Annotated in this window: 17 protein-coding genes; 6 read left to right on the top strand and 11 right to left on the bottom strand. The window is 72.4% G+C overall.

Annotated elements, in window-relative coordinates; all coding sequences use genetic code 11:
- Positions 1-46 precede the first annotated feature (46 nt).
- On the bottom strand, positions 47-955 hold the full coding sequence (locus GRQ65_RS08465) for a glycosyltransferase family 2 protein (protein WP_337191572.1): 909 nt from the start codon (positions 953-955) through the stop codon (positions 47-49).
- Between the two features lie 20 nt (positions 956-975).
- Positions 976-2,046 (bottom strand): 5'-3' exonuclease, encoded by a 1,071-nt coding sequence (locus tag GRQ65_RS08460; protein ID WP_160877142.1) that lies wholly within the window; start codon positions 2,044-2,046, stop codon positions 976-978.
- 64 nt (positions 2,047-2,110) lie between these two features.
- On the opposite strand from GRQ65_RS08460, the gene GRQ65_RS08455 reads away from it, so the two are divergent.
- Genes GRQ65_RS08455 through GRQ65_RS08445 form a run of 3 tightly spaced genes read left to right on the top strand, consistent with a single transcriptional unit; the run spans position 2,111 to position 3,596 of the window.
- Positions 2,111-2,863 (top strand): SDR family NAD(P)-dependent oxidoreductase, encoded by a 753-nt coding sequence (locus GRQ65_RS08455; RefSeq protein WP_160877140.1) that lies wholly within the window; start codon positions 2,111-2,113, stop codon positions 2,861-2,863.
- A gap of 47 nt (positions 2,864-2,910) precedes the next feature.
- Positions 2,911-3,237, top strand: coding sequence for a nuclear transport factor 2 family protein (locus GRQ65_RS08450; RefSeq protein WP_337191583.1), 327 nt, complete (start codon positions 2,911-2,913; stop codon positions 3,235-3,237).
- Positions 3,234-3,596: a hypothetical protein gene (locus GRQ65_RS08445; RefSeq protein ID WP_160877136.1), complete on the top strand. Its 363-nt coding sequence runs from the start codon at positions 3,234-3,236 to the stop codon at positions 3,594-3,596. The genes GRQ65_RS08450 and GRQ65_RS08445 overlap by 4 nt, the downstream gene beginning before the upstream one ends.
- 4 nt (positions 3,597-3,600) lie before the next feature.
- Here the strand turns inward: GRQ65_RS08445 and GRQ65_RS08440 are convergent, their stop codons facing one another.
- From GRQ65_RS08440 to GRQ65_RS08420, 5 genes are all read right to left on the bottom strand, one after another.
- On the bottom strand, positions 3,601-3,813 hold the full coding sequence (locus GRQ65_RS08440; RefSeq protein WP_160877134.1) for a hypothetical protein: 213 nt from the start codon (positions 3,811-3,813) through the stop codon (positions 3,601-3,603).
- Between the two features lie 180 nt (positions 3,814-3,993).
- The gene (locus tag GRQ65_RS08435; RefSeq protein ID WP_160877132.1) at positions 3,994-4,191 is read right to left on the bottom strand and encodes a hypothetical protein; all 198 of its coding nucleotides are present in this window, start codon (positions 4,189-4,191) and stop codon (positions 3,994-3,996) included.
- A 63-nt stretch (positions 4,192-4,254) separates the two neighbouring features.
- Positions 4,255-4,989 (bottom strand): hypothetical protein, encoded by a 735-nt coding sequence (locus GRQ65_RS08430; protein WP_160877130.1) that lies wholly within the window; start codon positions 4,987-4,989, stop codon positions 4,255-4,257.
- A gap of 251 nt (positions 4,990-5,240) precedes the next feature.
- Positions 5,241-6,776: an LCP family protein gene (locus tag GRQ65_RS08425; protein ID WP_160877128.1), complete on the bottom strand. Its 1,536-nt coding sequence runs from the start codon at positions 6,774-6,776 to the stop codon at positions 5,241-5,243.
- A 98-nt stretch (positions 6,777-6,874) separates the two neighbouring features.
- Positions 6,875-7,384 carry an acyl-CoA thioesterase gene (locus GRQ65_RS08420; protein ID WP_337191571.1) on the bottom strand — a complete coding sequence of 170 codons (510 nt, stop codon included), beginning with the start codon at positions 7,382-7,384 and terminating at the stop codon, positions 6,875-6,877.
- A gap of 24 nt (positions 7,385-7,408) precedes the next feature.
- Here GRQ65_RS08420 and GRQ65_RS08415 point away from each other — a divergent pair, with 24 nt between their 5' ends.
- Both GRQ65_RS08415 and GRQ65_RS08410 read left to right on the top strand, forming a co-directional pair.
- Complete coding sequence (locus GRQ65_RS08415) at positions 7,409-8,662, top strand: LCP family protein (RefSeq protein ID WP_160877126.1); 1,254 nt, start codon at positions 7,409-7,411, stop codon at positions 8,660-8,662.
- Positions 8,659-9,540, top strand: a complete 882-nt coding sequence (locus GRQ65_RS08410; RefSeq protein ID WP_160877124.1) for a crotonase/enoyl-CoA hydratase family protein — start codon at positions 8,659-8,661, stop codon at positions 9,538-9,540. The genes GRQ65_RS08415 and GRQ65_RS08410 overlap by 4 nt, the downstream gene beginning before the upstream one ends.
- On the opposite strand, the gene GRQ65_RS08405 is transcribed toward GRQ65_RS08410, so the two are convergent.
- The 4 genes from GRQ65_RS08405 to GRQ65_RS08390 all read right to left on the bottom strand — a co-directional run bounded on the left by GRQ65_RS08405 (position 9,537) and on the right by GRQ65_RS08390 (position 12,918).
- Positions 9,537-10,088, bottom strand: coding sequence for a Dps family protein (locus GRQ65_RS08405; RefSeq protein WP_160877122.1), 552 nt, complete (start codon positions 10,086-10,088; stop codon positions 9,537-9,539). The genes GRQ65_RS08410 and GRQ65_RS08405 overlap by 4 nt on opposite strands.
- Before the next feature lie 60 nt (positions 10,089-10,148).
- Positions 10,149-10,889: a dienelactone hydrolase family protein gene (locus tag GRQ65_RS08400; RefSeq protein WP_160877120.1), complete on the bottom strand. Its 741-nt coding sequence runs from the start codon at positions 10,887-10,889 to the stop codon at positions 10,149-10,151.
- 36 nt (positions 10,890-10,925) lie between these two features.
- Complete coding sequence (locus GRQ65_RS08395; protein WP_160877118.1) at positions 10,926-11,885, bottom strand: hypothetical protein; 960 nt, start codon at positions 11,883-11,885, stop codon at positions 10,926-10,928.
- Positions 11,886-11,997: 112 nt separating this feature from the next.
- A complete protein-coding gene (locus GRQ65_RS08390; RefSeq protein WP_160877116.1) occupies positions 11,998-12,918 on the bottom strand; it encodes a hypothetical protein in 921 nt (306 codons plus the stop codon).
- Positions 12,919-13,103: 185 nt separating this feature from the next.
- Between GRQ65_RS08390 and GRQ65_RS08385 the strand changes: the two genes are divergently transcribed.
- Positions 13,104-13,556 (top strand): CoA-binding protein, encoded by a 453-nt coding sequence (locus GRQ65_RS08385; RefSeq protein WP_160877114.1) that lies wholly within the window; start codon positions 13,104-13,106, stop codon positions 13,554-13,556.
- The last annotated feature ends 17 nt before the right edge of the window (positions 13,557-13,573 follow it).

Here is a 13,573-nt window from a genome sequence, read left to right as displayed (position 1 = left end):
GCTGCCGGTGGTTGAGGAGGGCGGGCTGCGCCCGTCTCGAAACCCGTCACCGCAGGTACCTCCGGTGCCCCGTGAAGTCACCGCGCAGCCCGGCCCACGCGGCGCGCGCGCTGGTGCGCAGGCGGCCCCGGGTCGGCTTGGTCAGGGTGTAGAACCACAGCGTCTTGACCCAGAACATCAGCACGTGGGGCCAGCCGCGGTAGCGGCGCAGGTTGACGGTGTTGTTGCGCGCCATGCAGTAGTGCTTGAGGTCGCTCGGGCTGTGGTTGTACGTCGTGCGGCCGCCCATCATCGGCGTGCCGAGGTCGTCGGTCGCGGGGTGGAGCACCCGCGCGTCGACGACGGTCGCGATGCGGGCCCCCGCCTGCTGGGCGCGCCAGAGGTACTCCACGTCGTCGCCCCAGATGAAGTAGGCCGCGAGCGGGTAGCCGATCCGCGCCACCAGCTCGCGGGTGACGAGCACGCCGTTGAACGGGATCACGACGTCGCGGATCAGCCCGTCGACGGCTGCCGCCTCGACGCTGGCGAGGTCGTGGACGACCCGGGTGCCGCCGGGCAGGCGGATCGGGAAGCAGAGCCGGGACGGCTCCTGGGCAGCGACGACGGCCGGGCCCCAGAAGTCGAGGTCGTCGCGCTGCAGCAGCAGGGTCAGGCAGTCCGGCTCGGGCAGGCCGTCGTCGTCCATCAGCCAGACGAGGTCGGCCCCGTGGTCGACGGCCCAGGCGAGCCCGTGGTTGAACCCGCCGGCACCACCGCTGTTGACCGCGAGCGTGGTCGCGTGCAGGTGCGGATGGGTCGCGGCCTGCTCCCGCAGCCAGGCGCCGGTGCCGTCGCTGCTGGCGTTGTCGACGACGAGCACCTCGTGCAGCTCGCCGCCGGCCACGACCTCGTGGAGCCGGTCGAGCTGGCGCCGCAGCATGTCGAGACGGTCGAAGGTGACGACCACGGCGACCACGCGCCTGTCCTGCTGTGCGCTCAGAACAGTGCCTCCTGCACGAACGCCGGTCCCTTGCTCCTCGCGGGGACCAGCTTGGGCAGGGGGCCCTCGCGACGCTCGGCCGGCTTCCAGCGCGGGTCCTGCCAGCGCGGCTCCTGCACCCGCGCCTCGGTGACGGCACGGGAGGGCTCGCACAGGCTCAGCGCGCGGACGGCGCCGGGCAGGTGCAGCTCGAACCGCTCGTACGTCGAGCGCACGGCGGCCTCGTCGAGCGGCAGGCGCCCGGCCGTGACGTCGAGCGTGTGGGCGTCGCGCACCATCGCCATCACCTCGCGGTTGAAGGCCCACCGCTCGCGCGCCTCGGGCTCGGCCAGCGCGGCCGCCCGGGCCTTGCCGACCGCGGCGCGGCACCGCTCACCGCCGTGACGCGCGTCGTCGAAGGCCGCCTCGGCGGTGCCGAGGCCCTGCAGCAGCTTGACGGCGGTCTTGGCGCCGAAGCCGCGGACGCCGGGGAGGTTGTCGGAGGCGTCGCCGCGCAGCGCCGCGAGATCGGCGTACTGCTCGGGTCGCACGCCGGTGACCATCGCGAGCCGGGCCGGGTCGAGCAGCGGCGAGGCCTCGACCCCGCCGTTGAGGATGCGCAGCACCCGGGTGTGCTCGTCGACCAGCGCGAAGGAGTCGCGGTCGGAGGTGGCCACGACCGTCTGCGCGCCCAGCGCCGGGGCCTGCGCGGCCACGCTGGCCAGCACGTCGTCGGCCTCGAGCCCCTCCGGCACCGCGACGACCACGCCCAGCTCGCGCAGCACCTCGACCGCCAGGTCGAGCTGGCGCAGCAGCGAGTCGGGCTTGGGGTCGCGCTGAGCCTTGTAGGTCGGCCACTGACGCTTGCGTCGGCTGTTGCCCCGGTCGTCGAAGCCCACCACCACGACGTCGGCGCAGACCCGGTCGACCGCGGCCAGCAGCTGCGACAGCAGCCCGCGCACGGCCCAGCCCTGTTCGCCGTCGGGCGTGCGGTACATCGTGCGGGCGCTCGCGTGGTAGCTGCGGTGGAGCAGCGAGTTGCCGTCGACGACCAGGACGGTCGGGACGGCGGGGGCGGGCTCGGACATCGGGGCTCAGCCTAGGGCGTCACGCCGACAGCCGACCCTTCCGTGCGCCCAGCATGATGGAGGCGTGACCGCGACGGCCGACGCCCCCACCCCGCCGGACCGCCTCGACGGCCAGGTCGCGCTCATCACCGGCGGCAGCCGCGGCATCGGGTACGCCGCCGCCCGCGGCATCGGCGCCCTCGGCGCGACCGTCGTGCTCGTCGGGCGCACCGACGCCTCCGCCCGGGAGGCCGCCGAGCGGCTCGTCGCCGAGGACGTCGACGCCGTCGGCTTCGGCTGCGACGTCGCCGACCCCACCGCCGTGGCCGCGCTCCCCGACCGGCTCGGACCCCTCGCCGCCGTCGACGTCCTGGTGTGCGCGGCGGCGGTCATGAGCGAGCGCACCGCGAAGACCCTGCGGACCAGCGAGGACGAGTGGCGCCGGGTCATGGCCACCGACCTCGACGGCGTCTGGCGCACGATGACGGCGTTCGTGCCCGGGATGGTCCAGCGGCGACACGGCCGGGTCGTCGCGGTCAGCGCCTGCCTGGGCCGGATGAGCGGCCCGGGCAACGCCGGCGGGCTCGCGCCGTACCGCGTGGCCAAGGCGGGGGTCAACGCCCTCGTCCGCAACCTCGCCCACGAGCAGGGGCTCGGGATGCGCGGGGTGCTCGTCGACGCCACCTGCCCCGGCCACTGCCGCACCGACATGGGCGGCCCCGACGCCCCTCGCTCGGCCGAGCAGGGCGCCGAGACGGCCGTCTGGCTCGCCTCGCGCTCCGCGGACGGCGCCGAGACCGGCGTGCTGTGGGAGGACCGTCAGGTGGTGCCGTGGTGAGCGTCGAGGAACAGGTCGTCCGTGCGGCGCAGGATCGGGCGGACGCTCTGGCCGCCGGCGACCGCGCGCGACTGGAGGAGCTCCTGCACCCGTCGTTCCGGTGGGTGAACCACCAGGGCGGGACCATGTCGCGCCAGGAGTACGTCGACCGCAACGCCGGGGGCGGTCTCGTGTGGCGCTCCCAGCGTCTCCACGACCCCACCGTCACGGTCGTCGGCACGACCGCCGTGCTGCACACGGTGGTGAGCGACGTCGTCGCCACCACCTCGGGCGACGAGGAGTTCCGGATGCCGGTCACCCAGGTCTGGGTGCTCGGTGACGACTCCCGCTGGACCTGCCTGGCCGGGCACGCCGGACCGAGGCTGTCGGCGTGATGCGGGTCGTCGGCATCGACGAGCGCCATCTGGTCCGTGAGCGCGAGGGCGCGAACTACCTGCTGTACGTCTACGATGGCAGCGAGCTCGAGCCCCGGACGTCGTGGAGCGTCACATCTCGGCTGCTGCTCGACACGGACGTCCCGACGATCTTGCGCTGGCTGCCGGAGCACCTGCCGCGGGACGCCTGCTGGTCCCTGGGCGTCGTCACGAGTCCGCCGTACCCGGACGAGGACTCCGACGTGGTCGTCGACTGGATCGTCGGCGCCGACGTGCTGAACACCCCCGGCAGCGGCGGGATCGAGGCCGAGCTGGCCGCCGACATGCTCGCCCGACGCGACCGCGCGACCCTGCCCTGACGGGTCAGCGCCAGTCGATCTCGGTGCCGGGGTAGAGGTCGAGGCCTGGTGGGGCGTCGATGATCATCCGGGCGTGGTGTGCGGGGATAGGTCGGGTGCCGGTGTGGTCGACGAGGTAGCCGAGGCCGTGGGGGGTGAGCCAGGCGTATCGGCCTTGGCCTGATTGTCGGGCGTGGTCGCCGGCGTGGGTCTTCCACCGGTGGTGTCTGCGACCCAACGGTCCGGAGTTGTGGGTGCCGGTCTGACCGGGTGGGCCTCGGGCTGTGTACGGGGTGGGGTGGTCGTAGTCCACGCGGCGTGAGGTCGAGGTGGCGTGAGGCCGACACGGTGGTTGAGGAAGTCGCGCCAGCGACTGTCTCGAAACCACTCCGGCGAGTCGGTGTCGTCGGGGGCGGAGTCAGTGGTTTCGAGACAGGACTTCGTCCTTCCTCAACCACCGGGGCTCGAGCAGCGTGCTCGGTCCGAGCCCCTCGACGCGGGCGACGGCGGGGGTGCCGTGCAGCGCGGCTTCGTGGAGGTGGACGTAGAGCACTGTCCGGGGGCGCAGGGGTTCGAGGTCGAGCCCGCGCAGGGCGTCGAGGAGCGCCTCGGGCATCGCGGTCGCCCGGGACGGCTCTGCTTCTTCGGTGTCGTTGTCGAACAGGGCGGGTTGCTGGTGTTAGACCAAGAGCTTGAAGAGTTCGGCGGGGCGGGCGAGCCACCCGAACGCGATCGACCTCAGCTCTCGGGCGCCAGCGTCGGGGTGGCGGGGTGAGATGAGCTCGACGACGCGGGTCAGGGTGGCGTCGATCCAGTGCACGTCGCCGGCTTCGACTCTCGCGATGATCATGCGCAGACCGTGCTCGTCTGTGCGGGACATCCCGACATACCTGCGGCGGCGCTCGGCCTCGGCTCGTTCCTCGTGGAGGACGGGGTCGGCCTCGACGATCTTCGCCTCAGTCACGGCGAGGACCCGTCCGCCGGCCTCGCGGGCGATGATCCGGGCGACCGCAGCGTCGACGGTCCCGACGCAGTCGAGCGGCAGGTGCCGCGAGAGCTTCGCGACCCGGCGGGCGACCTTCACCTCGGCCTCGCCGCGGCGGACGACGGCCCAGGTCAGTGGGAGCCGGTGGCGCAGGTCGAGGACATCGGCCAGGGCGTTGCTGGTGGCGACGACACCGGTGCCGCGGGCGATCGCGATCTCACCGAGGCAGTGGTCACGCACCTTCGGCGTCCCCTGCCCACCCAGCGCGAGCGTCGCGTCCCACTTACCGACGGAGGGTCCGGAGTGCAGGTCCGCCCACGCCAGCAGAGTCTCGAGGTCGCGGACCTCTGCGAAGCGACGGTCCCTGACGGCCTCGACCGCGGAAGCCAGCACAGCCTTCTCGAGGTCGTGGTCGAGGTGCTCCGTCATACCCAGAACGCTAGACGCGACCACCGACATCCAGACCCCGTCGAGCCCATGATTGACCACGTCCGAGACAGCCAGGAGAGCAATCTTCCGGGGCCGACGGCAGTGGTTTCGAGACAGGACTTCGTCCTTCCTCAACCACCGATCGGTCGGCTCCCGGACCACCTTCGATGGGTCTCGACGACGCTCGCCGGGGCTCGCTGCTCGACCACCGGAGTGGCCGCTACCGCTGGTCGACCACCGAGCCGGTCGGCTCAGCAGGCGGCGCCGAGGTCCTCGGTCTGGTTGGCGACGTAACCGTCCTTGAGCGAGCCGAGGGAGCCGCCGGTGACGGGCTCGTCCGCGGCCGGCTTCGGCTTCTTCGGCTTGGCCGCCTTCGTCGGCTCGGACGACGCGGACGACGCGGACGACGCAGCCGGAGAGTCCGAGGCCGCCGGGGCGGCCTGGGCCGTCTGCGGCACCGGGGCGCCGACGGCCTCGGCGACCTTGGCCTGGATCAGCGCGATGTCGGGCTGGTAGGTGTCGACCAGCGGCGGGACGAGCGACAGGGTGCCGATCTTCTGGCCCTTCGCCTTGATCGCCAGCGCGATGAAGCGGTCGACCTCGCCGGCCGGGATGGAGGTGGAGACCATCGCCGAGCTGGCCTTGGCGATCTTCTGGAAGTTGCGCAGCACCACGGTCGGGTCGAGCTGGTCGAGCATCGCGCCCATGATGCACTTCTGGCGCGCCATGCGGGAGTAGTCGTCGGAGCCGTCGCGGGCCCGGGCGTACCACTGGGTCTGGAAGCCGGTGAGGGTCTGCGTGCCGGGCTCGATGTAGTCGTAGACGTCGCTGCCCAGGCCGCCGATCGGGATGCGCGAGCGGACGTTGATCTTCACGCCCCCCACCGCGTCGACGAGGTCGCGGAACCCCTTGAGGTTGACCATCGCCCAGTAGTTGACCTTCAGTCCGGTGATCCCCTCGACCGCCGAGATGGTGGCGTCGATGCCGGCGTTCTTCTTGTCCTCGAACAGCTCGAGGTGGTCACCGGCCCAGGTGTTGACGCCGTTGAGCATGCAGTGCTCGCAGTCGAAGCCCTTCGGGAACTGCTTGTCCATGACCGAGCCGGCCCGGAACGGGAAGTTCTGCATGTTGCGCGGCAGGGAGATCAGCGTGCTCTGACCGGTGCGGGCGTCGATGCTCGCGACCGTGATCGAGTCGGGGCGCAGGCCCCAGCGGTCGATGCCCGAGTCGCCGCCGAGCAGCAGCACGTTGTAGCGGCCGTCGTGGGCGCCGGTGACGTCGCCGGAGCCGAACATGGTCTGGATGAAGGTGCGCTGCACGCCCACCAGGTGCGCGCCGAACAGCAGGGTCGCGGCGACCGAGAAGCAGAGGATGCCGTTGACGCCGACCGCCGCGCGGCGGTGCGACATCGAGAGCGACAGCGGCTGCCCGAGCCGCCAGGCGTCGACGAGGAGTGCGGCCCACGCGATCGCCAGCGCCATCAGCACCAGCCGCACGGCCTGGAGCGCGGTCAGGTCGGAGACCAGCCAGAAGGCGAACTCGTGGTGCACCGTCGAGAGCACGAGGCTGACCAGGCTGACCAGCAGCAGGCCGACCCACACGCGCAGCGCGATCCTCCCGACCCGCTTGTTGCCGTAGGCGACCTGCGCGGAGCCGGGCAGCAGCAGCGTCATCGCCATGAGGGCGAGGGCGCGGCGGAACCGCACCTTGGCGGCGCGGTCAGCGGTCGTCGTACGACGATCGGCGGGCTGCTGCGGGGACGGGGAGGGGACCTGCGGGGACGGCATCGAGACGTGCTCCTGAGGGGAAGATCAGGTGGGCCCCGCCAGTATCACCAGTCACAGCAGCCTCAGCCGTCCCGACGCGCCGCCGCGGGGTCAGTCGGTCACGACTCGCGTCGCGCGGCCTCGATCTCGGCGCGGCGCGCGAGCCGGTGGGAGCGGCGGATCTCCGCCTCGTGCAGTCGGCGCACCTCGTCCGGCGACTGCGGCTCGACACCCGGGACGTCGCGTGCCCGGCCCTCGGCGTCGATGGCGACGAAGACGAAGTAGGCGCTCGCGACGTGCAGCTGCTCGCGCGACGGCTCGTCCCAGGGCTGGGCCTCGACGCGCACGCCGATCTCCATCGAGGAGCGCCCGGCCCAGTTGACCTGGGCGTAGGTGCGCACGATGTCGCCGACGTGGACCGGGGCGAGGAACGCCATCTCGTCGAGGGCCGCGGTGACGGCCGGACCGCCGCTGTGGCGCTGGGCGACGGCGCCCGCCGTGGAGTCCGCGAGCTTGACGATCTCGCCGCCGTGGATGTTGCCCAGCAGGTTGGCCTCGCGCGCCGACATCACGACGCCGAGCGAGACACGCCCGAACGCCGGGGGCAGTCCGCGACCCGTGGTGCTCACCCGCGGCACGGTAGCGTCCCCTCCATGCCTGAGCGTCCTCGAGGCGGCGGTCCGGAGGACGGCCCCGACTTCCAGTGGCTGTACGGCGGCCGTGGGGGCAACGGCGACGACCAGCCGCCGCCGACCCGTCCCGTGCGGCGCCAGCCCCGCGAGGACCCTCGCGCCGGCACCCCCCGCCCCGACGAGACCCAGGTCATGCGCACCCAGCCGCGCCCGGGCCAGGCCAGCCGGCCGACCCCGCCGCGGCCCGCTCCGACCCCGCGTGAGCCCGCCCGCCAGCCGGTTCCCCCGCCCGTCGATCCCGGTCGCGGCCGCTCCCGCCGGCGCTGGCGGCCGCGGTTCAGGCTGCGCTACGTCTTCCTGCTGATCGTGGCGTGGCTGGTCTTCCTCGTGGCGACGCCGATCCACGCCATCTCGGGGATGGACGAGATCGACTTCGCCCCGAGCGGTGAGCGCCCGGACGAGCAGCCCGGCACGACGTACCTCCTGGTCGGCAGCGACTCGCGCCAGGACCTCACGGCGGAGCAGCGCAAGGCGCTGTCGACCGGCGACGCCTCCGGCGGTCGCACCGACACGATCATGCTGCTGCACACGGGCTCCGGCCCCAACGTCCTGCTGTCGCTGCCCCGCGACTCCATCGTCGACATCCCGGGCCACGGCGAGAGCAAGATCAACGCCGCCTACGCCTACGGCGGGCCCAAGCTGCTCGTGCAGACGATCGAGCAGAACACCGGCATCCGCGTCGACGACTACGTCGAGATCGGGATGGGCGGGGTCGCCGGGGTGGTCGACGCGGTCGGCGGCATCACCGTGTGCCCGCGCACGAACATGAAGGACAAGCTCGCCGGGCTCAACATCAAGAAGGGCTGCCAGGAGGTCGACGGCACCACCGCGCTGGCCTACGCCCGCTCGCGCCACACCTCCGGCATCGGCGACATCGACCGCGTACGCCGCCAGCGCGAGGTCGTCTCGGCCGTCGGCAAGGCCGTGCTGTCGCCCTGGACGGTCGTCAACCCCGTCCGCTGGTGGAGGCTCAACCACGCCGTGCCCGACTTCTTCCAGTTCGGTCAGGGCATGGGCCCGGTGCGCATGGGCCTGTGGGCGACCGCCATGACCCGCGTCGACGGCGACAAGGGGCTCACCTGCGTCGTGCCGCTGCAGGACCTGCGCGTCACGTGGGACCCCGAGCTCGCGCCGGAGATGTTCCAGACCTTCATCGACGACGACACCGAGAAGGTCACCAAGAAGCTCTGCTCCCCCACCGGAGGCATCGGATGAGTGACGAGGCGTACGCCTACGAGACGATCACGCACGAGACCGACGCCGACGGCGTCTGCACGCTGACCCTGCACCGGCCCGAGCAGCTCAACGCGTTCGACGTGACGATGGCGCGTGAGCTCGAGCGGTTCTTCCTCACCGAGGCCCGCGACGACTCCGTCCGCGCCGTGGTGGTGACCGGGGCCGGCCGTGCGTTCTGCGCCGGCATGGACCTCGCCGTCGAGGGCAACGTCTTCGGCCTCGACGAGAGCCTCGACCCCTCCCCCGAGGCCTTCCGGGCGGCGTACGACGAGGCGCCGTACCACGACGGGATGCGCGACACCGGCGGCCGGGTCAACCTCGCGATCCACGCGCTGCCCAAGCCGGTGATCGCCGCGATCAACGGCGCCGCGGTCGGCATCGGGGCGACGATGACGCTCTCGATGGACATCCGGCTCGCCTCGACGGCGGCACGCATCGGCTTCGTCTTCGGCCGCATCGGCATCGTGCCGGAGGCCGCGTCGACGTGGTTCCTGCCGCGGATCGTCGGTCTGCAGCAGGCGCTGGAGTGGATCTACTCCGCCGACATCCTCACCGCCGAGCAGGCGCTCGAGGGGCGGCTGGTGCGCTCGGTCCACGCGCCGGAGGAGCTGCTCGGCGCGGCCCAGGAGCTGGCGCGGTCTTTCGTGAAGGGCCGTTCGGCCACGGCGCTGGGGTTGAGCAAGCAGCTGCTCTACCGCAACGCCGCGGCCCCGGACCCTCTGGAGGCGCACCTGGCCGACTCGGTCGCCATGTGGCACGCCTCCGTGGGCGACGGCAAGGAAGGCGTCGCCGCCTTCGTGGAGAAGCGGCCCGCGGAGTTCACGGGCCGCGCCTCCGAGCTGCCGCGGATCGACTAGCCGGCCTGCTGCGCGGCCTCGACCTCGGTGTGCGCACCGGCGGTCGACAGGGCGCCGCCCTTGTCCTCCAGGTGTGCGCGGATGAACCAGTGGAACAGCTCGAGCTGGTCGGTCTGGGCGATGAACATGTCCTGGGTGACCAGGTCGAGGTCGTCGAGCTCCTTGATCTGCTCGCGGTAGCTCGAGATGACGCCCTGGTATACGAGGTCGAGAGCGCCGAGGTGGGCCTGCGTGGTGTCGCGGCCGATGCTGTACTCGTCCCAGTTGCGGGCCTCGACGAGCTTGCCCGGCGTCCCGATCGGCGAGCCGCCGAGGGTGGCGATGCGCTCGGCGAGGTCGTCGGAGAAGCCGCGGACGGCGTCGACCTGCGGGTCGATCATCTCGTGCACGGAGATGAAGTGGGGCCCGACGACGTTCCAGTGCACGTGCTTGAGCGTCAGGTGCAGGTCGGTCGTCGCGTTGAGCCGGTCCTGCAGGATCTCGACCACGCGCTGGGCGTCGGCCTCGGGCATACCGGGGGTGGTGTACTTGAGCTTCTGAGTGGCCATGCCGCTCCGGTAACCGGAGCGGCGACGACGATAACGGGCCACGACGGGTGGTGCTCGGAGTCACCCACCGAGCGCACGTGAGAGCAGCGCCTGCAGCTCGCGGAAGTGCCGCTCGGCCGCGCCCTCGTCGTACATCGAGGTGTCGGCCATCGTGTAGCCGTGGGGCGCCCCGGCGTAGATCTCGTTGACGTGGGGGCGACCGGCGTCCTGCAGCGCCGCCTCGAGCGCCTCCACCGCTTCGAGCGGCATCGAGCCGTCCTGGTCGGCGTGGCCGAACGCGAACTCGGCGGTGCTCGCCGCGATCGCCAGGTGGGGGCTGTCGTCCCCGTCGGTCACCAGACCGCCGCCGTGCCAGCCACCCACGGCGCCGACCGTGCCGGGGAACTGTCCGGCCGTGCGTACGGCGAGCCGGGCGCCCATGCAGTAACCGGTCGTCGCCACCGGGCCGTCGCCCGCGTGCTCGAGCAGGGTGCGCATCCACGCCTCGGCGTCGGGCTCCGAGCGGTCCGGGGTCAGCGCACCCACGCGGTCCATCACTCCGCTCGCGAAGAACGCCTCACGCTCACCCGGCTCGCGCAGGTCGCCCTGCGGAGCCAGCTCGGCGGCCGAGCCGTCGCGGTAGAAGACGTGCGGCGCGAGCACGACGTGGCCCCACGACGCGATGCGGTCGGCCATCGACTCGATCTGCGGGCGCAGCCCGATCGCGTCGACGTAGAGCAGGACGCCCGGGGCGCCCGCCTCTCCGGTGAGGTAGGCCTCCGCGGTGCCGTCGGCCGCCTGGATCTCGATGCGCTCGCCCATGGCCCCGACTCTACGGTCGGGGGCTCACGCAGGGTCTCAGCGCGGCAGGACGCGCACCTTCACCTGACGTGTCGCCGGCTCGGTCCAGTCGTTGCCGGCGTAGGCGAAGCGCAGCACCCGCGTGCCGGGCCGGAGGCCCTTGACGACGACGCGGGCGCGACCGCCGCGCAGGGTCTTCGCGACCTTCGCGCCGGAGCCGCGCACCGTGACCCGGCCGGCCCCCTGCTGGCCCGCCGACGTCGTCACGGTGACGACGTACGCCGCGCGGTGACCGGCCCACAGCACCTTCGCGCCTCTGGCCCGGATGCGGGCGGTCTGCTTGCCGACGTTGACGTAGCCACCGCCGCCGGGGGTCGTCACGATGCCGCCGCCCGTGCCGGCGCCGGACTTGCCGCCGCCGGGGTCGCCCGGGAGCACGAGGTAGCCCGGGTCGAGGTCGCAGTGCACGCCCAGCGCGCCGAGCACGGGCGTGGCGGGCCCGATGTCGAAGGACGTGGGCACGGGCACGGGCAGCGCGCCGGGACCCGGGGTGAAGCCGCCGAGCGTGCCGGACAGGGACGCGACCCCGCCGACGACGGGCGTCGTGGCCGGGGCCAGGGTGACTCCGACCGGGGCCAGCGGGGTGCCGTCGAAGGCGCGCAGGGAGGTGACCTGCAGGCTCGTCAGCGCCGCACCGAGTCCGGCGCCGCTGAGGTCGAGGGTGCCGAGCACCGGGATGCCGGCGGGCACCGGCACGTTGGCGGTGAGGGTGTCGGGCAGGCTCGGCAGGCTGTAGGTCGCGGGCACCTTGAAGGTCGTCAGCGGCCCCACGACGCCGCCGAGGAGCGGCACGGTGCCGAGCGGGCTGGAGCAGGTGTAGGTGCCGGTCACGGTCGCCGAGGCGGCGGAGGCCGGGGCCGCGGTGGCGATCGTGAGGGTCGCGGCCGCGGTGAGTGCGGCGGTCAGGGTGGCAGTGACGCCGCGGGCCCGGCAGCGCGGGCGGGAGGAGACGGACATGCGAGGGATCCCTCGGGATGCGGTGTGGGCGCGCGGGAGCACGTCCGGCCGGTGCCGAGGGCACCGGCCGGACGGGTGGAGCTGGGTGGAGCTGCGGAGAGGTGCGGGAACGTCAGCGCATCACGCGGACGACGAAGCTCTTCTTCGCGGCGTTGGTGTAGCTGTTGCCGAGGAAGGTGAACTTGATCTTCTGCTTGCCGGCGCGCAGCTTCTTGATGACGAAGCGGATCTTGCCGTTCTTGAGGTTCTTGACCTTGGCCTTCTGACCCTTGGCCTTGACCTTGACCTGGCCGACGCCCTTCTGGCCGGCGCTGGTCTTGACCTTGACGGTCACGACGGCCTTCTGGCCGAGCTTGATCTTCTTCTTGCCCTTGGCCTTGATGGTCGCGCCCTGCTTGGCGACACTGATGCCGCCGGTGCCCGTGCCGGTCCCGGTGCCGCCCGTGCCGCCGGTGAAGACCGCGGTGCCCGGGTTGTAGGTGCACTTCACTCCGAGCGGCGCAAGCACGCCGGTCAGCAGACTCGCGTCGAACGACGTCGGGATCGGCAGAGGGAGCCCGTCAGCGCTGGGCGTGAACGCGCCGAGCGTGCCGGTGATCTGAGCCTCGCCATTCGACACCTGGGTCGCCACGCCGCTGAACTGCGTGCTGACCGGCGCCAGAGGCGTCCCGCCGAGCGCGTTGTTGAGGGTCAGCGAGAGTGAGGTGACCAGCGGTCCGAGCAGACCACCGTTGAGGTTCGACGGCAGCGAGAACGTGCCGACGATCGGGACACCGGCCGGCACCGGGACGTTGGCGGTCAGCGTCTCGGGGAGGTTCTGCAGGGTGAACTTCGCCGGAAGGGTGAAGCTGTTGCCGAGAGCGGAGAGGGGTCCCGGCAGCAGGCCGCCGAGCGGGTTGACGCAGGTGTAGGACGCCGAGCCGGTGGCCGTGGCGGCCTGGGCCGGGGTGGCGGTGACCGCGAGGCCGCCCGCGGTGAGAGCGGTCGCCGCAGCGCCGCTGACGAGGAGCCGCGAAAGGCGGTTCAGGGACATGGGTTCTCCTTCGTGCCAAAGGGAGGGGAGGGACAGCGCTACACACTGCGCATGGCAGCAATGTATGACCGGAATCTCACTCCGATCGGAGCAATTCGTCCAGACTCACCCGAAAGTGTCAGGGCGACCTGGTCAAAAGTGTCTAGTCACCCCTGACCCCGCTCGACGCCGCCTACTGTGGAGGCATGGCCACGCCGACGCAGGAGCCGACACAGGACTGGCAGGACCCCGCCGCGGTGAGACTGATGCTCGACGACTGTGAGGTCTGGGCCGTCGTGGGACTCTCGGGCGACCGCACCCGCACGGCGTACTCCATCGCCTCGCTGCTGCAGGAGCGCGGCAAGACGGTCGTGCCGATCCACCCCGCGGCCGCCGACGACCCGGAGTTCGAGGTGCTCGGCGAGCGGGGCTACGCCAGCCTCGCCGACGTGCCGTTCCCGGTCGACGTCGTCGACGTGTTCCGGCGCTCCGAGGCCGCCGGGGAGTTCGCCGACCAGGCCGTCACCATCGGCGCGCGCGGAGTGTGGCTGCAGCTCGGGGTCGTCGACGAGGCGGCGTTCGAGCGCACGACGGCGGCCGGCCTCGCCATGGTCATGGACACCTGCCCCGCGATCGAGTGGCGGCGCCGCGGGGCCTGACCCGACATCCCCGCGCA

Origin of the sequence: Nocardioides flavescens (assembly GCF_009823805.1) — a bacterium.
Taxonomy (GTDB): domain Bacteria; phylum Actinomycetota; class Actinomycetes; order Propionibacteriales; family Nocardioidaceae; genus Nocardioides; species Nocardioides flavescens.
This window is presented reverse-complemented; position numbering and strand designations above follow the sequence as displayed.